This is a genomic window from Aequorivita sp. CRS11 (assembly GCF_059693805.1).
The window spans coordinates 1-20,237 of record NZ_JCATIG010000009.1 but is presented as its reverse complement, the minus strand read 5'-3'; the positions used below and the strand labels follow the sequence as shown (position 1 = coordinate 20,237).

General features: G+C 39.0%; 21 protein-coding genes and 1 pseudogene. 2 read left to right on the top strand and 20 right to left on the bottom strand.

The features are described from left to right. Positions 1–90: 90 nt before the first annotated feature. The 15 genes and pseudogenes from AC58DT_RS13835 to AC58DT_RS13765 form a co-directional block, all read right to left on the bottom strand. Positions 91–594 carry a DUF2480 family protein gene (locus tag AC58DT_RS13835; protein ID WP_497217405.1) on the bottom strand — a complete coding sequence of 168 codons (504 nt, stop codon included), beginning with the start codon at positions 592–594 and terminating at the stop codon, positions 91–93. A gap of 66 nt (positions 595–660) precedes the next feature. Further along, positions 661–990 carry an SUF system Fe-S cluster assembly protein gene (locus tag AC58DT_RS13830; RefSeq protein ID WP_062622830.1) on the bottom strand — a complete coding sequence of 110 codons (330 nt, stop codon included), beginning with the start codon at positions 988–990 and terminating at the stop codon, positions 661–663. 4 nt (positions 991–994) lie between these two features. Next, positions 995–1,420 (bottom strand): SufE family protein, encoded by a 426-nt coding sequence (locus AC58DT_RS13825; protein WP_497217450.1) that lies wholly within the window; start codon positions 1,418–1,420, stop codon positions 995–997. A gap of 12 nt (positions 1,421–1,432) precedes the next feature. Further along, positions 1,433–1,867: an META domain-containing protein gene (locus tag AC58DT_RS13820; RefSeq protein ID WP_497217404.1), complete on the bottom strand. Its 435-nt coding sequence runs from the start codon at positions 1,865–1,867 to the stop codon at positions 1,433–1,435. 57 nt (positions 1,868–1,924) lie between these two features. Continuing rightward, the gene (locus AC58DT_RS13815) at positions 1,925–3,142 is read right to left on the bottom strand and encodes an aminotransferase class V-fold PLP-dependent enzyme (RefSeq protein ID WP_497217403.1); all 1,218 of its coding nucleotides are present in this window, start codon (positions 3,140–3,142) and stop codon (positions 1,925–1,927) included. A gap of 94 nt (positions 3,143–3,236) precedes the next feature. After that, positions 3,237–4,550 carry a Fe-S cluster assembly protein SufD gene (gene sufD, locus AC58DT_RS13810; protein WP_497217402.1) on the bottom strand — a complete coding sequence of 438 codons (1,314 nt, stop codon included), beginning with the start codon at positions 4,548–4,550 and terminating at the stop codon, positions 3,237–3,239. Between the two features lie 38 nt (positions 4,551–4,588). After that, a pseudogene (locus tag AC58DT_RS13805) lies at positions 4,589–4,978 on the bottom strand (four helix bundle protein). A gap of 47 nt (positions 4,979–5,025) precedes the next feature. After that, entirely contained in the window at positions 5,026–5,775 is a 750-nt protein-coding gene (gene sufC / locus AC58DT_RS13800) for a Fe-S cluster assembly ATPase SufC (protein WP_497217401.1), read from the bottom strand. Position 5,776: 1 nt separating this feature from the next. After that, the gene (locus tag AC58DT_RS13795) at positions 5,777–6,181 is read right to left on the bottom strand and encodes a hypothetical protein (protein WP_497217400.1); all 405 of its coding nucleotides are present in this window, start codon (positions 6,179–6,181) and stop codon (positions 5,777–5,779) included. 48 nt (positions 6,182–6,229) lie between these two features. After that, the gene (sufB, locus tag AC58DT_RS13790; protein WP_497217399.1) at positions 6,230–7,678 is read right to left on the bottom strand and encodes a Fe-S cluster assembly protein SufB; all 1,449 of its coding nucleotides are present in this window, start codon (positions 7,676–7,678) and stop codon (positions 6,230–6,232) included. A gap of 13 nt (positions 7,679–7,691) precedes the next feature. Continuing rightward, positions 7,692–8,021: a HesB/IscA family protein gene (locus AC58DT_RS13785; protein WP_497217398.1), complete on the bottom strand. Its 330-nt coding sequence runs from the start codon at positions 8,019–8,021 to the stop codon at positions 7,692–7,694. A gap of 154 nt (positions 8,022–8,175) precedes the next feature. After that, a complete protein-coding gene (locus tag AC58DT_RS13780) occupies positions 8,176–9,264 on the bottom strand; it encodes a cytochrome-c peroxidase (RefSeq protein ID WP_497217397.1) in 1,089 nt (362 codons plus the stop codon). Between the two features lie 25 nt (positions 9,265–9,289). Further along, positions 9,290–10,057: an MbnP family protein gene (locus AC58DT_RS13775; RefSeq protein ID WP_497217396.1), complete on the bottom strand. Its 768-nt coding sequence runs from the start codon at positions 10,055–10,057 to the stop codon at positions 9,290–9,292. A gap of 33 nt (positions 10,058–10,090) precedes the next feature. Next, positions 10,091–11,443: a hypothetical protein gene (locus tag AC58DT_RS13770; RefSeq protein WP_497217395.1), complete on the bottom strand. Its 1,353-nt coding sequence runs from the start codon at positions 11,441–11,443 to the stop codon at positions 10,091–10,093. Between the two features lie 19 nt (positions 11,444–11,462). Next, entirely contained in the window at positions 11,463–12,872 is a 1,410-nt protein-coding gene (locus AC58DT_RS13765; RefSeq protein WP_497217394.1) for a choice-of-anchor B family protein, read from the bottom strand. Between the two features lie 168 nt (positions 12,873–13,040). Here AC58DT_RS13765 and thiL point away from each other — a divergent pair, with 168 nt between their 5' ends. Beyond that, on the top strand, positions 13,041–14,096 hold the full coding sequence (thiL, locus tag AC58DT_RS13760; protein WP_497217393.1) for a thiamine-phosphate kinase: 1,056 nt from the start codon (positions 13,041–13,043) through the stop codon (positions 14,094–14,096). A 73-nt stretch (positions 14,097–14,169) separates the two neighbouring features. Here thiL and AC58DT_RS13755 read toward each other — a convergent pair whose 3' ends face one another. The 4 genes from AC58DT_RS13755 to AC58DT_RS13740 all read right to left on the bottom strand — a co-directional run bounded on the left by AC58DT_RS13755 (position 14,170) and on the right by AC58DT_RS13740 (position 16,987). After that, entirely contained in the window at positions 14,170–14,415 is a 246-nt protein-coding gene (locus tag AC58DT_RS13755; protein WP_497217392.1) for a DUF1660 family phage protein, read from the bottom strand. A 63-nt stretch (positions 14,416–14,478) separates the two neighbouring features. After that, positions 14,479–15,249: an alpha/beta fold hydrolase gene (locus tag AC58DT_RS13750; protein ID WP_497217391.1), complete on the bottom strand. Its 771-nt coding sequence runs from the start codon at positions 15,247–15,249 to the stop codon at positions 14,479–14,481. 21 nt (positions 15,250–15,270) lie between these two features. Next, on the bottom strand, positions 15,271–15,585 hold the full coding sequence (locus tag AC58DT_RS13745) for a DUF3784 domain-containing protein (RefSeq protein WP_497217390.1): 315 nt from the start codon (positions 15,583–15,585) through the stop codon (positions 15,271–15,273). 109 nt (positions 15,586–15,694) lie between these two features. After that, positions 15,695–16,987, bottom strand: coding sequence for an aminopeptidase P N-terminal domain-containing protein (locus tag AC58DT_RS13740; protein WP_497217389.1), 1,293 nt, complete (start codon positions 16,985–16,987; stop codon positions 15,695–15,697). 185 nt (positions 16,988–17,172) lie between these two features. Here AC58DT_RS13740 and AC58DT_RS13735 point away from each other — a divergent pair, with 185 nt between their 5' ends. Further along, complete coding sequence (locus tag AC58DT_RS13735) at positions 17,173–19,446, top strand: T9SS type A sorting domain-containing protein (protein WP_497217388.1); 2,274 nt, start codon at positions 17,173–17,175, stop codon at positions 19,444–19,446. A 125-nt stretch (positions 19,447–19,571) separates the two neighbouring features. Here AC58DT_RS13735 and AC58DT_RS13730 read toward each other — a convergent pair whose 3' ends face one another. After that, positions 19,572–20,009 (bottom strand): VOC family protein, encoded by a 438-nt coding sequence (locus AC58DT_RS13730; protein ID WP_497217387.1) that lies wholly within the window; start codon positions 20,007–20,009, stop codon positions 19,572–19,574. Positions 20,010–20,237 lie beyond the last annotated feature (228 nt).

Sequence of the window (20,237 nt, the reverse complement as noted above, 5' to 3'; positions counted from 1 at the left end):
CAAAAGTACTTACTCTTTTCAAAATGTGGTAAAAACAGCGCTAAAAACAGTGTGTTTGTTATGAATTCTTACGGTAAAATTCAAATCTTCCTACTTTCTTTTAAAAAGTGGCACTGACGAGCAGGCTTCGCCATACATAATACTTTTTGCAACTGGCTGGAGTTTTTGGGCCAATAATACGTATGCATTCTGTGGAATAGGTTTATGGGCACAACCTTTTATAATGATAGGTTTGTCTTTGTATTCTGAAATATCAATGTTTTGGAGTATTTCCGTAAAAAGAACGCTTTCCAGTTCATCTAAGCTTCCAACGGTAACTTTTTTTGCAAAAGGAGCTAAATGAAGTGATAAAAGTAAGTATGCCCAGCCTGGAACAATGGCATCAGTACTGCAAAAAAGAGCAACATATTTATTTTGGTACTGGCTCCAATCGTGTTCCTTGGCTTGTTCACGAAATTCACTTTCGCGAAGTACAATACCTTCCAACAACCATTGCGAAATATCAAAAGCGATCCTTTCACCTTGCGGATAGATTGCCTCAAGGTCAAAAGTTGCCAATTTGCTATTCGCAACACGATTTACTATTTCTTTCACAGAAAAAGATATTAAATTTTGGGTTATTTGTCAGTGCCAACTGCAACTGAATACTGAACACTTTTTTTAAAGCATCCCTAGCTCTAGCTTTGCTTCTTCGCTCATCAGTTCCTGTGTCCACGGCGGGTCGAAAGTTATTTCTACCTCTGCATCTTTTATCATTTTCATCGACTTTACTTTTTCCTCAACTTCCAGCGGCAAGCTTTCTGCTACCGGACAATTGGGGGTGGTGAGTGTCATCAATATTTTCACTTCACGATCCTCATTTATGAATACGTCGTAGATTAATCCAAGTTCATAGATATCCACGGGTATTTCGGGGTCATAAATGGTCTTTAGGACGGTTACTATTTTTTCGCCCAGTTCGGCCATGTCTATTTCTGTATCTGCTCCCATTTAATTAATTATTAAGTTGTGTTTGGTATGCCAGGGCATACATTTTCATTTGTTTAATCATAGAGACCAAACCATTTGCCCGTGTAGGCGAAAGGTGTTCTTTCAATCCTATTTCATCAATAAAATCGGTATTGGCATCAAGTATGGCTTGAGGTTTTTGGTTTGAAAAAACGCGCACCAACACGGCAATTATTCCTTTGGTGATGATGGCGTCGCTATCTGCGGTAAAAATAATTTTCCCGTTTTTCATTTCTGAATTAAGCCACACTTTGCTTTGGCAGCCTTTTATCAGTTTATCGTCGGTTTTTAAATTTTCGTCAATCAACGGGAGGGATCTGCCAAGCTCTATCATATATTCATAACGCTGCATCCAGTCGTCAAACATAGAAAACTCGTCAATTAATTCTTCCTGTATTGCTTCAATCGTCATCATTTATTCAAATTATTTTTCATCTTTCTTTGCACTCAACAGTACACTGCGATCTGTTTTTGAATAGAAGGTAAGAACCCCATTATCCAAGGCGTACGAACCTGTATTGTTGAGCGCATCAAGAAAATCACGTTCTGTTTTCATAATTTCCTTTTCTGCACAAAATTTTTCGCTTACCGCAAGATCACTAAAATTAATTGTATAGAGATCAATTGTATAATTTCCAAAAACTGAATTACAGCCGGTAGTTCCACGGAAGGAATTGTCCAATGCAGACATTGTAAAAGTTGGGTTAGTATTTACTAATTTCTTCCCATTGATTGCTGAAACAGTATAACTTCCCGTAAGTTGTACGCTGCCCGCAACATCAATTACTTTTTTGGTTTCATCGCAACTGGTAAAGATTATACTGAAAATAAGAATAGATAAAGTGGCAAGTGTTTTCATGTCTTTTTGTTTTAAAATTGAACATTCAAAGTTCAAGTTTTAACTTTTAGTGATGGTTCAACTTAACATCATTTTAGCTTTTTTTACTGCTGCTACCAAGGCATCCACTTCTCCCAATGTATTGTAAAATGCAAAGGAAGCACGCACCGTTCCTGGAATCTTGTAAAAATCCATAATGGGCTGCGCACAGTGGTGGCCAGTTCTTACGGCTATTCCTAATTTGTCAACAATCGTACCTATATCGTACGGATGAATTCCTTCAATGTTGAATGAAACCACAGATGTTTTATCCTGTCCCGTGCCGTAAATTTTTAACCCTTCAATCTCCAAAAGCTTTTCAGTGGCATATTTTAAAAGTTCGTTTTCGTGCATTGCAATCGCTTCAAAACCGATGGAGTTTAAATAATCAATAGCCGCTCCAAAAGCTATCCCGCCACAAATATTTGGCGTTCCGGCTTCAAATTTATGTGGAAGTGTTGCGTAAGTAGTTTTCTCGAAAGTAACTTCAGCAATCATCTCGCCACCGCCTTGGTAGGGAGGAAGCTTGTTACCCCACTCTTCTTTCATATAAAGAATACCAATCCCAGTTGGACCACACATTTTGTGGGCTGAGGTTACGTAGAAATCTACATCCAGTTTTTGAAAATCGGGTTTTATGTGCGAACAGGATTGTGCCCCGTCAATAAGTACAGCGGCTCCAACTTCATGTGCTTTTTCAATAATTTCAGCAATTGGATTGATTGTTCCCAATGCGTTTGAAATATGGTTTACAAAAACGAGTTTCGTTTTTTCTGAAAGCAATTTTTCGTATTCCGAAAAAACCAAAACGCCTTCCTCGTTCATTGGGATCACTTTCAAAATGGCTCCTGTTTTTTCGCAAAGCATTTGCCACGGCACAATATTGCTGTGGTGTTCCATTGCGGAAACCATTATTTCATCGCCTTTTTTCAGAATTTCCGAAAAACCATTTGCAACCAAATTTATTCCATGGGTTGTTCCTGCGGTGAAAATGATTTCGTAGGCTTCCTTTGCGTTAAAATGGGTTTGGATTTTTTTACGAGCAGACTCATAGGCATCCGTAGCCTCTTGAGAAAGTGTGTGTACGCCACGATGGATGTTTGCATTGTAATTACTGTAATAATCCACAATACAATCAATAACCTGTTGTGGTTTTTGCGAAGTCGCAGCATTGTCCAAATACACCAGTGGATAGCCATTTACCTTTCGGGAAAGTATCGGGAAATCTTTTCTGATTTTTTGGATGTTAAAGGGCATTTGAAGTTTTTATGAATTTGTAATTAAGGTTGAGGTTTTGCCACGAATTCACAAATTATATTATTATTCGTGAATTCGCGGCAACAATTTACATTTAAAGCTCAAACCCCAAACTAACGCCAATTTTATTGGCAATCAGTTTATTGATCCGCACTTTCAATTCTGGAATCTTTACGCTTTCCAAAACGGTGTTTGCAAAGGCATACATCAATAAAGCACGCGATTCTTTCAAGCCAATTCCACGGCTGCGCAAGTAAAACAAAGCATCTTCATCAAACTGGCCAATGGTACAGCCATGTGAGCATTTTACATCGTCTGCAAAAATCTCCAGCTGTGGTTTGGCATTTATCGTGGCCTTATCATCAATCAAAATATTATTGTTCTGTTGAAATGCATCAATTTTTTGGGCATCTTTTTCAACTATAATTTTTCCGTTAAAAACGCCTGTAGAAGATTCTGCAAAAAGCCCTTTATAGTCTTGATGGCTTTCGCAATTTGGCGCTGTGTGGTGCACAAGAGTATTGTGGTCTGTATGCTGTTTTCCTTCAAGAATGGTTATTCCCTTTAACGTAGAATCACAATGTTCTCCTTTTTGGAAGAAATTGAGATTGTTGCGCACTAACTTTCCGCCGAAAGCAAAGGTGTGCACGCGGCAAACAGTATCGCGTTGTTGCGAAATGTAAGTATTATCAATAAGTGAAGCGGTTGCTTCATCATTCTGAATTTTATAGTAATCTACATAAGCCCGTTTTTCAGCAAAAATCTCCGTAACTGAATTGGTCAAGACTTCATTGCTGGAAAGACTTTGGTGACGTTCAATTATTTGTACGTGCGCATTTTCGCCAACCACTATTAGATTTCTTGGTTGTAAAAAAATTGCAGCTTCATTTCCAGTAGAAAAATTAATTATTTCAATAGGTTTTTCAACTTCTTTATGGGCAGGAATGTGAATATATGCCCCTTCTTTTGTAAAGGCAGTATTGAGCGCAGTTAAACTATCGCTTTTTGCCGCCTTATTAAAGTAAGCTTCAATCACGGGCTTGTATTTGCTTTTGTTCAAAGCGGCTGACATCAAGCAAACATCCAATGAATCGTGGGTGGTTTCTGAAAGGAAAGAATTGTAAACTCCGTCTACAAAAACAAGCTTGTAAGTGTCAATTTCGTGAAGAAAATATTTGCGAACATTCTTTAGTTCTACATTTCGTTCTTTATTTGAATAGACGCTGTAATCCGGTTTCAATAGCGAATTAAGCGAAGTATATTTCCAAGCTTCTTCCTTTTTAGTGGGAAAGCCTTTTTCCTCAAAAATTTTAATAGCGTTGTTGCGCACATCGTGCAATGGCGAATCAAACTCTAAGTAATCTTCGAGAGCGATATATGATGATAATAATTTGTCTTTAAAACTCATGAAAATATTGTTTCAAGTTTCTTGTTTCAGGTTTCAAGTTATTTGAACTTGTTGCCCTTAAATTCATTTTTGTTCAGATATATGATAAAGTTCGCTATTCGTTTATTTAAATTCAAATATCTATTAACCAGAGAAGATAATTCTTCTTCTGAAATATATTCAGAATCATAAATCCTATATAATTGCGAGCGAGATTCACCAGCGGAACCTTTTGCAATTGATAGAAATTACCTGAATTCTAAATTTCCGTCTCTTTCAAACCCTTCGGCTATATTGTCCATTACGGAGCCCGATGCGTTTTTTATCTGGTCTCTTAGTTTGTAATCGGTTTTCAGTTCAGTATTTTTTGATAACTGGATTATTTCTTTGGAAAGAAGTCTTGCTTCCTTCCAAACATCTAAATCTTCGAACCTTTCAATTGTGGCCATAAATTTTTAGTTTTTTTTCAACCAGAAACTTGAAACCAGAAACTATTTTAAACCAATTCTTCCTTAATCCAGTCGTAACCCTTTTCTTCAAGCTCGTAAGCAAGTTCCTTGGTGCCGGATTTTACTATTTTTCCGTTCATTAAAACGTGAACAAAATCTGGAACTATATAATCTAGCAGACGCTGATAGTGTGTGATTACGACCACGGCATTGTTATCGCTTTTCAGTTTGTTCACCCCATTGGCAACAATTTTTAAGGCATCAATATCCAGCCCAGAGTCAGTTTCGTCTAAAATAGCAAGCTTTGGTTCGAGCATTGCCATTTGGAAAATTTCATTTCGTTTCTTTTCACCTCCGGAAAAACCTTCATTTAGTGAACGTGAAAGAAATTTACGGTCAATCTCCAGCATATCGGCCTTTTCCTTTATCATTTTAAGCATTTCAGAAGCTGGCATATCTTCTTTTCCTTTGGATTTTCTGGTTTCGTTGATGGCCGTTTTTATAAAATTGGTCACTGAAACTCCGGGAATTTCAACGGGATATTGAAAGGAAAGAAAAATGCCTTTATGGGCCCTTTCCTCAGGATCCAATTCTGAAATGTCCTCGTTTTCAAATGTGATGTAGCCTCTGCTAACCTCATACTCCTCTTTGCCTGCAACAACTGATGCCAAGGTACTTTTTCCTGAACCGTTGGGTCCCATTATTGCGTGTACTTCGCCTGCTTTTACCTCAAGATTAATACCTTGTAGTATGTCTTTTCCTTCAAGTCCGGCGTGTAAATCTTTTATTTTTAACATTTTAATTATTCTTTGCTGATTCTTCAAATTTTATATCCGCTTCTGAAGGTTTGTCACTAACCCTCATTATTTCTGTTATTGTAATCACTTCTTCCCACTCGCTGTCAGTATCGGTATTTTTTGAAATATTTCCTCTCACAACTACGCCCACCATATCAAAATCATTCTTTTTTACATTAGCAACCTGTTGCGAGAGTTTTTCTGACATTTCGTTGCGCTTCACACCGTAAATAAAGTTAGTCCCCATTAGCACCAAAGCGCCATTTGAATCGATATAATCTCCTTTGTAAGCTTTAACTTCAACATTTTCGGCAGCTGTTTCTTCAACTTCGTGATTTTTTTCTTCAGAATTTTTACAAGAAAGTACTACTGCTAAAAGCATTGACAACAAAACGATTTTTTTCATAGGTTGTATAATTTAGTTTTCTACTTAATTTTCCAAGGCATATAGTGCCTAGCCAACTGACCCCTCAAGGCTTATCTCCAATAGTTTTTGTGCTTCCACAGCAAATTCCATTGGTAGTTTATTCAATACTTCTTTGCTGAAACCATTTACTATCAGTGCAATGGCCTTTTCGGTGTCAATCCCGCGCTGATTGCAATAGAAAATTTGGTCCTCACCAATTTTACTTGTAGTGGCTTCGTGCTCTATTTGGGCTGTTTTGTTTTTGGCTTCAATGTACGGGAATGTGTGTGCCCCACAACTGTTGCCCATCAACAATGAATCACATTGCGAAAAATTTCGGGCGTTATCTGCATTGGGCATAATTTTTACCAAACCACGGTAGCTGTTCTGAGATTTTCCTGCCGAAATACCTTTTGAAATTATGGTGCTTTTGGTGTTTTTACCAATGTGGATCATCTTGGTGCCGGTATCGGCCTGTTGATAGTCGTTAGTAACGGCAATAGAGTAAAACTCCCCGATGGAATTGTCACCCTTAAGTACACAACTTGGGTACTTCCAGGTTACAGCGCTTCCGGTCTCTACTTGCGTCCAAGAAATTTTCGCGTTCTTTTCGCAAACCCCTCTTTTGGTAACGAAATTGAAAACACCGCCTTTCCCATTTTTATCACCGGGATACCAGTTCTGTACGGTTGAGTACTTTATTTCGGCATCGTCTAAGGCAATTAATTCTACTACTGCGGCGTGCAATTGATTTTCATCGCGGCTTGGGGCCGTACAGCCTTCCAAATAACTTACATAACTGCCTTCATCTGCTATAACGAGCGTTCTTTCAAATTGTCCCGTCCCGGCCTGATTAATTCTAAAATAAGTAGAAAGTTCCATTGGGCAGCGAACCCCTTTGGGTATATAGCAGAATGAACCATCACTAAAAACAGCACTGTTTAGGGCTGCGTAAAAATTATCGCGCTGCGGCACAACGGTTCCCAAATATTTTTTTACCAATTCGGGATGGGTTTTTATGGCTTCGGAAATAGAGCAGAAAATAATTCCCTTTTCAGCCAATGTTTTTTGGAAAGTAGTTGCCACGGAAACGGAATCCATAACAATATCTACCGCAACACCAGCCAACTTTTTTTGTTCGTCTAAAGAAATACCCAATCTTTTGAACGTATCCAAAAGCTCAGGATCTACTTCATCAATACTATTATACTTTGGCTTTTTATTAGGCGCGGAATAATAGGAAATATTTTGAAAATTAGGCTTTTCGTAATGGACGTTTGCCCAATCTGGCTCTACCATTTTCTGCCAATAACGGAAAGATTCTAAGCGCCATTCAGTCATCCATTCGGGCTCTTCTTTCTTTTTTGAAATGGCACGAACTACATCTTCGTTTATCCCTATGGGAAAAGTGTCAGATTCTATATCGGTATAGAAACCATATTCGTATTCCTTGGTTTCCAGTTCTTTTTTTAAATCATCTTCGGTATACTTGCTCATCCTCATTTATATTTTAAAGTGAAAAAGATTCTCCGCAGCCACAGGTACGGTTTGCGTTAGGATTCTTAAATACGAACCCTTTTCCATTCAGGCCGCCGCTATACTCAAGTGTAGTGCCAACTAAATATAAAAAGCTCTTTTTGTCTACGGCTATTTTTACATTTTCTTCCTCAAAAAGTTTATCGTCTTCGCCTAAACTATGGTCAAATTTCAATTCATAGCTCAGGCCTGAGCATCCGCCACTTTTAACGCCAACGCGCACGAAATCATCAGCAATATTGAAGCCCTCTTCGGCCATCAATTGTGCAATTTTAGTTTTTGCGCTTTCACTTACCTTAATCATATGTAGATTAATTCTAAATTAGACGGCAAATATACATCAATTCGCACTTTTAACCATACGGAAGTAGGATTTTAAAACTATCGGACCATAGTTTTAAACAATAATTAACACCCCGTATTTTTTGGGGTTTTAGAATTCAAAAATTCTTCGGAAATTAATTGGGATCCTGAAAATCGGGATTATTGATAAAGGAGGGGTCTGAAAGCGAAAGAAGAAATGCTTTTAAGTCTGCTTTGTCAGATTCTGTTAAATGGACTCCGCCGCGAGATACGGCTTTCATCAGCGGATCAATGGTCCTGGAATACACAAGGCCTTCGCTATAATGATTTATAACCTCATCCAAAGTTTCAAAACGGCCATCGTGCATATAGGGCGCTGTGTAAGCTAAATTTCGAAGTGAGGGTGATTTAAACAGGCCATCGTGATTTGGGTCTCCGGTAACATTGCCCAAACCTTTGTCGGTTATGATTGCATCGAGGCCGTTATTGTGAAAAATATTGTCTGTCCACAATGGGCTGTTTTCATTACCGTGGCAATGGAAACAGTCTCCGCGCGATTCATCCATAAATATTTGAAAACCATTTAATTCCTGGGGCGTAAGATTGCCTTCGCCCAAAAGATATTTATCAAAAGGAGAATTAGCTGAAATCAGGGTTCTTTCAAACTGTGCGATAGCTTTTACCGTCAATTCTTTTGTAATGTTACTCGTGCCAAAAGCTTTGTTGAACAGTTCGGGATAGCTGGCGTGGCTTTGTAAGCTTCCTACAGCGTTTTCCCAAGTATTGTGCATCTCAACAGGGTTTTCCACTGGCCCAAGAGCTTGTTCTTCAATACTGAGGGCGCGACCGTCCCAGAAAAATTTATTCTTTGAGTTCCACGCCATATTGAAGATGGGCATGGAATTTCGCGTACCTTCCAAGCCGTCTATTCCAATACTGAAACGATTGGGGTCGGTAAAGGAATTAGCCGGTTGGTGGCAAGAAGCGCAGGCTTGTGTTCCATCACCGGAAAGTATGGGGTCGAAAAATAATTTACGGCCCAAGGCTACTCCTTCTACAGTTTGTGGATTGTCAGCAGGAACGATTGGGGGAGGTAGTAAGCGGTCAAAAATAGGAGGAACGGTCAATGGTTTCGGAGTGGGTATATAATCTTCGTTGGGATCCACAGGGTCTGGATCGCTTGATGTACAAGCAATAATGAGGCTTAAAGCTAAAATTCCAAAGAATACTCGAAACAATTTCATGGACCGTTCCTTCAATTTTTTTAAATTATTGTGTTATAGCGCCAATGCTGAAAACGGTTGCGCCGTTTCTTTGCATATCTTTTTGGGCTAGATAATTCATCATTAAATTAACACTTCTGTCGTTAAGATCCCAAGTTAAGGGGTTTTTGTACCATTCTGAAATATCCATTGCTATTTCTATGGTCACATCGCCAGAGATGGTGAAATTTTTGTCAAAATCAAAACTGATGAAGTTTTGTTCAAATATACCATCACTTACCCTAGCAGTACCGTTATGAAAATTATACGGTTGAGACGCTCCGTTTGAATCGTCAAAATTACCATCCATCTGCATAAAGTGATACCCTCCGCCCAGCATGGTTGGCCAATTCCAATCAGCAGCATTTAAATCTGGATAAGCTCCATTTACGTTATCTTCTTCATTAAATCCATAGATAAATGAGATACCCGTATAATCACCGGTAGCTACTGATTCTGAAGGGTTAAAACTCAACGAACCTGCATCGGCAAGATCAATTAATTGGTAACCATCAAAAGAAACAGTCGTGCCATCTGCTTTATGAAGCTCTACCCGTGAAATTAAATACCGAAGTCTATCAATAGAAACATAATTTCCTGCGGCATTTTCATAAACTCCTGAGGTATAATTGGATGGGGTAATCTCAGTTACTCCCCAGTTTTGGGTAAAGTTAAAAGATACGGCAGCAGTTACCGGAATGTTATTGCCATCATCATCGTTACTACAGCCAATTGTAGCAAATGCTATAGCTAATAAAAAAACTATTTTTTTCATAGGTTAAATGAAGGGATTTGTATATTGTTAATATTATTTTATTCTAATTATTAAAAAATCTTTGGAGCCTTTGTTTGAAGGTATATCCAAATCATTACTTTCGCTATTGCCTACCACTAAAATTTTATTGTCTGAAGTTTCAATAGCTTCTGACGCAAAATCAAGGTTTGAGCCTCCTATACTTTTTTGAAACTTCATAGCTCCATTTCCGTCAACAATAAAAACCCAAACGTCGTTCACGCCATTGTTGGTTTGTATATCTCCATCTGCACTTCGGCTATGACCTGAGAGTATATAATCTCCATTGTTGCGTTGCACAATGCTGTGGGCAGTATCAAATTGGGAACCGCCAAAAGATTTTTGCCAGATTTTACTTCCGTTATCGTCAAACTTCACCATCCAAGCATCCGCATTTCCTCGTGGGGAGGTTACATCTTGGTCTGAGCTTCTAGAGTCGCCAACCATTATATAGTTGCCGTCATTGGTTTTTATGGAAGCATAGGAGTTATCGATCTCGTCTCCTCCAAAAGATTTGGTCCAAACCAAATCGCCATCAGCCGTTAGGCGTACCGCCCAGTAATCATAACTTCCTTTAGGGTCAGTTTTGTCAAAATCCTCACTTTCGGAGGTGCCGGTCATTAAAAAACCGCCATCTGCAGTTTCAAGGGCATCATAGCTACGGTCGTTATTGGTTCCGCCAAAATAACGTCTCCATTCCTTGGTGCCATCAGCAGCTAGTTTAATTCCCCAAAACTCACCAACGCCGTGCATGGTACCTCTTTGGAAATCATTTCCAGCGCCGCCACTTGCTGAAACATCAAAAAAACCTGTTATAAAATATCCGCCGTCTGAGGTTTGAAAGGCCTTGAAAGCTTGATCACTGCCTGAAAAACCAAAATTTTCTTCCCATAAAATGGTGCCAGCATTATCAACCTTTACCACCCAATAGTCCTGAAAACCTTCGTTGCCATTAACATCGCCATCGTTGCTGGTAGTGTAACCGGATAATAAGTATCCTCCGTCATTGGTTTTTGTAATTCTGGAAGCGTTTTCATCATCGCTACCGCCATATGTTTTGCTCCAGATTATATCTCCGGTTTTGGAAAGTTTTAGCAACCAAAAATCGCTATCGGAGCCGGAACGGTCAGTAATATCACCGTCGGAGCTTCGGGTGGTTCCTAAAACTAAATAGCTTCCATCTGCAGCTTCAACAACTGAGACTGCTTCATCTATTCCGCTCCCGCCATAGGTTTTTACCAGTTCTACTTCACCATTTATTTCGGGTTCAGGTCCCGGGCCGTCATCTTTTCCGCAGGAAAAAAATAATAATGAAAACGAAAGCAGAATTGGGAGCGCTTTAAGGTTTGGGGTATTAATATTTAACATATTGGGGATAACAGTTTTTTTAGTCTATTAATAGTCGTTTTGTTGTAGTTGAATTTATTTTCATCACATACATTCCCGATTGAAGGTTAGAAACGTTTATGTTTTCGGAAAGACTTTCAGTGAAATTTAAATCCATTATCTTTTGCCCCAATACGTTAAAAATTTCTACTTGTGCTATAGGCTCTGTTTTTGATGTGACGGTAACCACCTCCGTTGCGGGGTTTGGAGCAACTGCGAAGTTTGAAATTGAATTGTCGTTAACTCCCAAAAGATGATCTCTAACCACAAATAGTCCACGGTCAATATCGCTAATTACAATACTGCCACTGGCAAAGTATGGGTAAACACTCCAAGCCCCATCAAAACGGGCTGAATTACTGGTTGGATAAGTGTCAAAAAATTTGGTCTCCACCATATTTTGGTTCTCGATATCGCTAATATCAAAAACTCGCAATCCTGCACGGTAGCTGGATAAATAGAATTCATTTCCTTTTACATAACCGTTATGGTCTATTGCAGCTACATCTGCTTCATATTCAAAATGAACCACAGGGTTGTCCAGGTCGCTCAGGTCAAAGATTATGGTTCTGGTATTAAATCCAAAATTAGACTCGTCCAATTCGTCACCAATCATAAAATAACGTTGGTCTTCTGTTAACCAGCCTTGGTGAGTGTAATCTACACTTCCGTAAAAACCGTTTGATATAGCTATTGGGTTATTTTTATTGGTTACGTCAACAATTGAAATTCTGTCTTCATTACTGCCGAAAAATATTTCGCGTCCTGTATAATCTGAATCTGGGCCGTTATAAATAACAACTTGAGCGTCATGGCAATAATTATCGCCGCTAAACCCGCCAGCTGCAACAGGATTTACTGGGTCTTGAATATTCACAAAATGTGGCCCTCCGCCAAAAGTACTTGTTCCAACAGCAAAAGCATACCCGGTTTCTTCATTAATAACTATATTGTGGCAATGTCCAAAGCCGTCGTAATGGGCATCTTCCGTAAATGTTTCTGGAGCATTGGTCACATTGCGCAGGCGCGTTAAATCAAAAACCTGCATTCCGTGCCCCCCAGCTTCACTTACTATGAAAGCGTGGTCGTTATAAACTTTTATATCTCTCCACGTACTTGAATCTGTATGTGTTGGAAGTTTACCAAGATATATTGGGTTTACGGGGTCTGTGATATCCACAAAGGCAGTACCGTTGCCCAAGCCCATCAATGCATATTCTTTTCCATCAAGAGGGTCGGTCCATCCCCAAGAATCATTTCCTCTGTCAGAACCAAAAGTACTAAGGCTTATGCGAGATAAAAGATCTAAGCCATTACAAGGGTATTGTCCCGCCGTACCGTTCTCACAAGGGGTTTGTGCGAAAGAAAAAGTTGCAAAAAAAAGAGCTAAAACTGGTAATATTTTTTTCATTGGATTTAAGATAAGGTTTAAAAGTGGCTAAATGTAAACATATTATGTGCTTTTCTACAAACGTAAAAGGTTAAATATTAGTATTGTGATTTTATGGCAATATTCTATTTGGCTTTTTTATTGGTTATTGAAGCTGTATTTTTGCCAAAACCCTAATAGAATTGATCCATGTTTGAGAACAAAGACAACTCCAATACTGATATTGAAAATTTAGGAGAATTTGGCTTGATTGACCATCTAACCAAAAACTTCAAAATAAAGCAAAAGTCCACTGTCAAAGGTGTTGGCGATGATGCTGCTGTAATCTCTTGTGATTCGAAAAAGGAAATGGTGGTAACTACAGATTTGCTACTAGAAGGCGTTCATTTTGATTTAAGCTACGTTCCATTAAAGCATCTGGGGTACAAAGCTGTGGTCGTAAACCTTTCCGATGTTTATGCTATGAATGCAGAACCATCACAAATTACTGTTAGCGTGGCGGTTTCCAATAGATTTCCTGTGGAAGCCTTGGAAGAACTATATGCAGGTATTAAAGCGGCAGCCAAAATATATAATATTGATCTAGTGGGCGGCGACACCACCTCATCAACTACTGGGTTGCTGATAAGTATCACTGCCCTAGGCACAGTGGGCAAAGGCGATGCCGTGTATAGAAGTGGTGCAAAAGAAAATGATTTATTGGTTGTAACTGGTGACCTTGGCGCTGCTTATATGGGGCTACAGGTTTTGGAACGTGAAAAGGAAGTTTTTAAGGTGAATCCCAACTCGCAACCCGATTTGGAACCATACTCGTATTTAGTGGAGCGGCAGTTGAAACCAGAGGCCCGAAAGGATATTCCTAACTTATTAAAAGAATTAGGTGTAGGGCCTACTGCAATGATTGATATTAGCGATGGTTTGTCGTCAGAAATATTACATATCTGCAACAGCTCAAAAGTTGGGTGTAATTTGTATGAAGATAAAATTCCATTGGATCCTCAGGTTATTTCAGCCTGTGAAGAATTCAATCTCGATAGCACTACAATAGCATTGAGCGGAGGGGAAGATTATGAATTGCTTTTCACCATTAATACCGAAGATTTTGCGAAAATAAAGGCAAATCCACATTTAACGGTTATTGGACACATAACCGATGAAAAGGAAGGAGTGCATTTAATTAGCCGTGCCGGTTCAAAAATACCATTGATTGCACGTGGTTGGAATGCCTTGAAAAGTAAAGATTAAATTTGAAATAAGGCAATAAAAAGCCTGTTCCCTATTTCAGAGGGAAAAGAATCTTGAGGAAAGTTGCAGATTCCTAATGAATTGAAAGTTTTTTCTTTTTAATGAAAAACGAAGATAAACACTCATTCACTTCGCGTTGTTTGCGGGTAAGTAACTCAAATTTACCAGAATAGCTGTTCGAAACCTCTTTCCCGCAACAGGCACATTTATATTCATTAATGTGATCGGTAATTTTGCGGGTTACGATGTAATCATGGCCAAATGCTGTGCATACAAGGCTCAAAATTGGAGGTCGGCTTTGGGGCGTAACTTTATCCATCTTTGTTAATTTAATTATGATTAATTTCCCAATATTAACATTTTTCTAGATAAAGTGCAAACTTTATCCGATAAAATGTAAGTATTCCGCAACAGAATTGCCGTTTTCTATCAAACTCATATGGCCGCCCTCAATAATTTTTACCGATGCATCACAAAGCTCTGCCAGCTTTTTTGCTTCTAAAAATGGTAAGATTGGATCTTCCTTGGCCAAAATCGCATGTTTGTCTTTTTTGAAATCCTTTAAAACCACAGTCCTGTCTTTTCTATCTCGCATTCCTTTAATGGCGGCCTTTATACCTTCCACTGGAAAAGAAAACGCTTCACTTTTCAAAGTTTCAATTTCCTTCGAAAATTTTTCACGGGAGCTTTCGGCAAAAAGATTTCCTATAGCCATACTTATGTAAGCCTGCGGATTTTGGTCTATAACCTTCAGTGCCCGGTTACGATTTTCTTTTCTTTCCTCGGAATCTGCGGCGGGTGTTGAATTTAAAAGAATTATTTTCTCTACTTTTTCTGAAAATAATTCAACATAGGCCAAGGTAACATAACCACCCATGGAGTGGCCTAAAAAGCTTGCTGACGAAATTTGTAGCTTTTGGAGTATTTCATCCACCACTTCTGCCATCAATTCCATAGTATGGATTTCAGCAATAACGCCGCTCTTTCCGTGACCGGGAAAGTCCATTGTGATTACAAGGTTATTTTTTGACAACTGCGGAATCAAGGGTTTCCACATGGTGGCACTTTCCAAAAAACCGTGAAGTAAAACAATAGCAGGACCATTTCCGAAGGTTTCGTAATGGATAGGAATATTTTTATAACGAAGAGTCACCTGGTGAAAAGCTAATTAAACCTACTTTTTATAGGCTTTGGAATTCGATTTAACAATAAGATATATTACGCCTCCAATTATAATTGGAAAAAACAGATAGTCGGCAATTTCAGGCGTATCCATGTATGAACTGGCTAATCCCAATAAAATAAGAGCCAAGCCCATAAAAACCATGACATTTCTTAAAAGTGTAGCTACTCTTTCAATATCAACTTTTTCCTTATCAGCCTTGCTCATGGTATTATAACCGGCAATTAAGAAATATAATTTGAAATGTTTTACAACAACTCCAAGTATGATTAGAAAAACGCCAATTAAAAGATTTGATATTTCCATAAATCCTGCCGGGCTCAAAAAGACCTAACAGTTTTTTCTCTTTCACAGTAGTTCGTAGAAAGAAGGAAAATCTATTAGGTCTAAAGTTTTGATTCTTGGCTCTCGGCTTCTAATTATTCATAATTTCTTCAATCTCTTCCGCCTCAATAGGTATGTTGCGCATCAAGTTAAAGGGTTCACCTTTTTTCTGGATAACTACATCATCTTCCAAACGGACTCCAAAACCTTCCTCTGGAATATAGATTCCCGGTTCCACGGTAAATACCATGTTCTCGGTCATCTTTTCCCAAAGAATTCCATAATCGTGTGTGTCCAGACCTATGTGGTGGCTGGTGCCGTGCATAAAGTATTTTTTGTAGGCAGGCCAGTTTGGGTCTTCGTTTTTTACATCGGCTTTGTCCAGAAGCTTTAGGTCCAAGAGGGCTTTGGTCATCAGTTTGCCCACTTCTTCGTGATACTCCTTCCAGTAATTGCCGGGGACCAGCATTTTTGTGGCATCGTCCTTAACTTTTTTCACAGCATCATAAACCTCGCGCTGGCGTTTGCTAAACTTTCCGCTTACGGGAATGGTACGTGTCATATCACTGGAGTAGTTTGCATATTCGGCACCCACGTCCAAAAGAAGCAAATCGCCTTTTTTGCACTGTTGGTTGTTTTCGATGTAATGTAGCACGTTGGCGCTATTTCCACTTGCTATGATGGGCGTATAAGCAAAACCGCGGGAACGGTTTCTTAAAAACTCGTGCATAAGCTCCGCCTCAATTTCATATTCCCACACACCGGGTTTTACGAAGTTCAGGAGTCTTCTAAAACCTTTTTCGGTGATGTTGCAGGCTTGCTGCATTAGGTCTATTTCAATTTTGTCCTTTACGGAACGCAGGCGCTGTAATATCGGGTTGCTGCGTTCCCAACTGTGTGCCGGAAATTTCTCCTTTGTTTTTTGGATGAAACGGTCTTCGCGTGTCTCGGTTTCCACACTCTGGCGGTAGTGCTCGTTGGTGTTAAAATAAACACGTTCGGCTTGGGTCATTACTTCAAAGAAAATCTTGTCAAATTCCTTCAGCCAGTATATGGATTTTATTCCGCTAACCTCAGTAGCTTTTTCCTTGGTAAGTTTTTCACCTTCCCAAACGGCAATATGGTCGTTGGTTTCTCGCACAAAAAGCATTTCGCGGTGGTCCTTGTTTGGCGCGTCTGGAAAAAGAACAAGCATGGTTTCCTCTTGGTCTGCACCCGTTAAGTAAAAAATATCGCGTGCCTGCTGAAAGGGCATGGTGCTGTCTGCACCTATTGGAAAAATATCATTACTGTTAAAGACCGCCACACTCTTTGGCTTCATGTGGGCCATAAAGTTTTTGCGGTTTTTTATAAAGAGTTTGTTGGAGATTTGATCGTACTTCATCGTATTGTTTTATGAATTTCTTCAAAATTAATTATTATAAAGTTATCTACGGATATTCAAGGGTTAAAAGTGAATTAAATTCGGTTTGGGGCACTAAAAACTCAATATTAAACTTATAATTTACAAAAATTGTAAATTAGGGTAGGGTTTTTTTGCCGATGATTGTCTTTTTAAAAAGAACACTTATGAAAACAAAAGTACTTATCAATATAATTTTACTATCGTTTACAATCCAAACTTTTGCCCAAGATCCCAACTGGACCTATCTCCGTAAAGAAAATACAGGCATAGGCGGGGCGCTACATTTTGTTGTGCAGGGCGATGCCTTTGGCAATATATGGACTGGAGGCTATGAGTCTTCAGACGAAGGTAGTTTGGTGCGCATTGCTACTACTGATACTGTTTATACTAATTGGTCCACCTATTCTGATGAATATTTGCCAAACGGATTGATTTATGACATTGCTTTTGCCAGTACGGGTATTATATGGGTCGGCTCTGAAGCAGGTATTACCACTTCTGGCGACGGCTTGAATTGGACGCATTATGATGCTTCTAACACCCCTTTTTTAAGTACCGATGTTGAGGGAATAGCCATAGGTGCAGGCGATACGGTCTGGACTGTAAATACCAATAGCGACCCAGCTTTGGGAGGCGTGGGTTATTTTGATGGCGCTACTTGGAATTACTATACTTCCTCAAACTCAGGCCTTCCCTCGGGATCCAATTTGAGGGATATAGCCATTGATGGCAATGATGTAAAGTGGATAGCTTCAAACAATGGCCTTATTTCTTTTGACGGTACAACCTGGCAGCACTATACCACTGCAAATAGTGGCCTTTCGGCAGATAATGTTTGGGAAGTTGCAATTGATGACCAAAATAAGGTTTGGGCTTTGGTGGGTAATGCAGTCGATATTTTTGACGGCACCGAATGGACACAAATTAACGAAAGTGATTGGCCTATTTCAAACGTACAGGGCAGATCGCTGGCCATACACGGTGATCAGGTCATTATAGCTGAGGGTTCCAATTACCGCGTATTGCTATTTGACGGAACTACATGGACTTCAGAATATATGAACCTAAGCATGTTTGATTCCTATATTGACGATAACGGCACTTACTGGGTATCTGGCTACGGTGAGGTGGCAAAAAACGATGGTACGGGCTGGATTCGATATACAGCTTACAATACCGGACTGCCAACCAATTTCAACGAGGATATTTTTATAGACAGCAATGACCGTAGATGGTTTGCCAACGGCAATGGGGGCATTCAAGTTTTTGATTGCCCAAATTGGGAAGTCTATGGCCCGGAGAACGGGGGTTTATTCCCAAATCCGCAGACGTTATATTCCACTACCATCGGAACCTCAATTACTGAAGATGCCGATGGCGATATTTGGTTTTCATATACTGGCACCTCGGGCTATATTATTCATGTTCCGGACGGTAATTATTGGGACTATGCCGCCTGGACTACTTATGACAATACCAATTCCACCCCGGCGCTTCAATTTATTGAAGAATTGAATGCCACTGATGACGGTAAATTGTTTGCGCTAACTGACAATAACGCTATTATGTTTGATAAGGTTGCCGACACTTGGACTGTCTGGAACATGTCCAACGGATTGTCCGGTCCTCCATATAGTCTGGGGTCTCGTGGCAATGCCATGTATGTGGGTATTTACCAAGGTATAGATGTATTTGAAAATGGATCGTGGACCAATATAGACTTATCTCCTCAAGGCATCGAGCACGTACTTCACGTCGCTTTTGACGCCAATGACAATATGTGGCTAGGCACCACTACCGGTTTATGGAAATATGACGGCACAACTTGGACCAATTGGAATGAGTCAAACAGCAACATTGCAGCTGATTATGTAACGGCCATAGATTTTGATACGGCCAACAATATTTACATAAGCGCCCATAACACACAAATTTGGCCCTATTATGGCGGTATCTCATATTTTGACGGCACTGGAAATACCTTTACTACCTTTTTGGACGGTAGCTCCCCCTTGGCGCACAAACAGGTAGAAGATATAGCAGTAGATTCTTTTGGAAATGTTTGGGCCCTAACCCAGAGCGAAGGTTTCAGTATTTATAATCCGGATGGAATTGATGGGTTTGACTGTATAGACCGAACTCTGGAAAGAACACTGGGTGTAAATGATATCGCTTTTACAGAACAAATGGATGGGCTAAATTACCCCAATCCTTTTTCTGAAACTACTACTATAGTTTTCCATTCAAAAAATACTAGTCCAGTTTCCATAGAGGTTTTTGATCTATTGGGAAGAAATATAAAAAGTCTGGATTTAAAAGATGTTTCAATTGGTGAAAATAGCATCCTGCTTGACCTGACACCACAGTCTAAAGGAATTTATTTCTGTAAAATAACTTCAAACAAAAAAAGCCATACAATAAAGCTTATTAAAAATTGATAGGTTTAATTGTAATACAGTTTATCATTCCAATTTATAAATGGTTGGTTTAGAGACAAAGTCAATTCCATCAATCGCTTGTTTACTTATTCGATATTGGTTTTTACTCATAAGTGTTGACTATGTTATTCAGTCAAATTTTGTTTTGGATCAAAATCCACCATCCATTCTATTCCGTATTTGTCCCTAAACATACCTGTATAGGTACCCCAAGGACTGTCTTCTATGGGCATTTCAATATTTCCGCCAGATGAAAGACCATTAAATAATTTGTCAGCTTCATGTCTGCTTTCTGCACTAATTACAATTTTACTTCTGTGCTCATTTTCATTCGTTAGCCCCAATACCTCAGGTACATCATTTGCCATTAAAATACTATTGCCTATTGGCAGGGCAATGTGCATTATTTTATTCACTTCGTTTTCTGCCACTTTAAATTCAGCATTTGCTAAATCTTTAAAACGCATTAATTTTGTGAATTCTCCGCCAAATACCGATTTGTAAAATTTAAACGCTTCTTCGGCATTTCCATTGAAGTTAATATGTGGATTTATATGTGCCAAAATCTTTTATTTTTCAGTTGGTTGTTAATTCTAAAAAGTATCAAAAATGGCGTTTAAAATTTATTTCATGGCAAGTACTAACCTTTTGTCAGCTTGTAGCCAACTGTCTTGTCCTGAAATATGGCTACAGGTTAAAATTGATTTACGCTGTTTTTAAATATACCATATTTGGGGTTTTGAAATTTAAAGATAAATGTAATCTTATTTCATTGTATAATTTAATTGCAT

What these genes read in the sequence shown, in the direction of transcription:
- AC58DT_RS13830 (WP_062622830.1), bottom strand. Translation starts at nt 990, where the DNA reads ATGGGAGCAGATACAGAAATAGACATGGCCGAACTGGGCGAAAAAATA.
- AC58DT_RS13825 (WP_497217450.1), bottom strand. Translation starts at nt 1,420, where the DNA reads ATGACGATTGAAGCAATACAGGAAGAATTAATTGACGAGTTTTCTATG.
- AC58DT_RS13820 (WP_497217404.1), bottom strand. Translation starts at nt 1,867, where the DNA reads ATGAAAACACTTGCCACTTTATCTATTCTTATTTTCAGTATAATCTTT.
- AC58DT_RS13815 (WP_497217403.1), bottom strand. Translation starts at nt 3,142, where the DNA reads ATGCCCTTTAACATCCAAAAAATCAGAAAAGATTTCCCGATACTTTCC.
- sufD (WP_497217402.1), bottom strand. Translation starts at nt 4,550, where the DNA reads ATGAGTTTTAAAGACAAATTATTATCATCATATATCGCTCTCGAAGAT.
- sufC (WP_497217401.1), bottom strand. Translation starts at nt 5,775, where the DNA reads ATGTTAAAAATAAAAGATTTACACGCCGGACTTGAAGGAAAAGACATA.
- AC58DT_RS13795 (WP_497217400.1), bottom strand. Translation starts at nt 6,181, where the DNA reads ATGAAAAAAATCGTTTTGTTGTCAATGCTTTTAGCAGTAGTACTTTCT.
- sufB (WP_497217399.1), bottom strand. Translation starts at nt 7,678, where the DNA reads ATGAGCAAGTATACCGAAGATGATTTAAAAAAAGAACTGGAAACCAAG.
- AC58DT_RS13785 (WP_497217398.1), bottom strand. Translation starts at nt 8,021, where the DNA reads ATGATTAAGGTAAGTGAAAGCGCAAAAACTAAAATTGCACAATTGATG.
- AC58DT_RS13780 (WP_497217397.1), bottom strand. Translation starts at nt 9,264, where the DNA reads ATGAAATTGTTTCGAGTATTCTTTGGAATTTTAGCTTTAAGCCTCATT.
- AC58DT_RS13775 (WP_497217396.1), bottom strand. Translation starts at nt 10,057, where the DNA reads ATGAAAAAAATAGTTTTTTTATTAGCTATAGCATTTGCTACAATTGGC.
- AC58DT_RS13770 (WP_497217395.1), bottom strand. Translation starts at nt 11,443, where the DNA reads ATGTTAAATATTAATACCCCAAACCTTAAAGCGCTCCCAATTCTGCTT.
- AC58DT_RS13765 (WP_497217394.1), bottom strand. Translation starts at nt 12,872, where the DNA reads ATGAAAAAAATATTACCAGTTTTAGCTCTTTTTTTTGCAACTTTTTCT.
- thiL (WP_497217393.1), top strand. Translation starts at nt 13,041, where the DNA reads ATGTTTGAGAACAAAGACAACTCCAATACTGATATTGAAAATTTAGGA.
- AC58DT_RS13755 (WP_497217392.1), bottom strand. Translation starts at nt 14,415, where the DNA reads ATGGATAAAGTTACGCCCCAAAGCCGACCTCCAATTTTGAGCCTTGTA.
- AC58DT_RS13745 (WP_497217390.1), bottom strand. Translation starts at nt 15,585, where the DNA reads ATGGAAATATCAAATCTTTTAATTGGCGTTTTTCTAATCATACTTGGA.
- AC58DT_RS13740 (WP_497217389.1), bottom strand. Translation starts at nt 16,987, where the DNA reads ATGAAGTACGATCAAATCTCCAACAAACTCTTTATAAAAAACCGCAAA.
- AC58DT_RS13735 (WP_497217388.1), top strand. Translation starts at nt 17,173, where the DNA reads ATGAAAACAAAAGTACTTATCAATATAATTTTACTATCGTTTACAATC.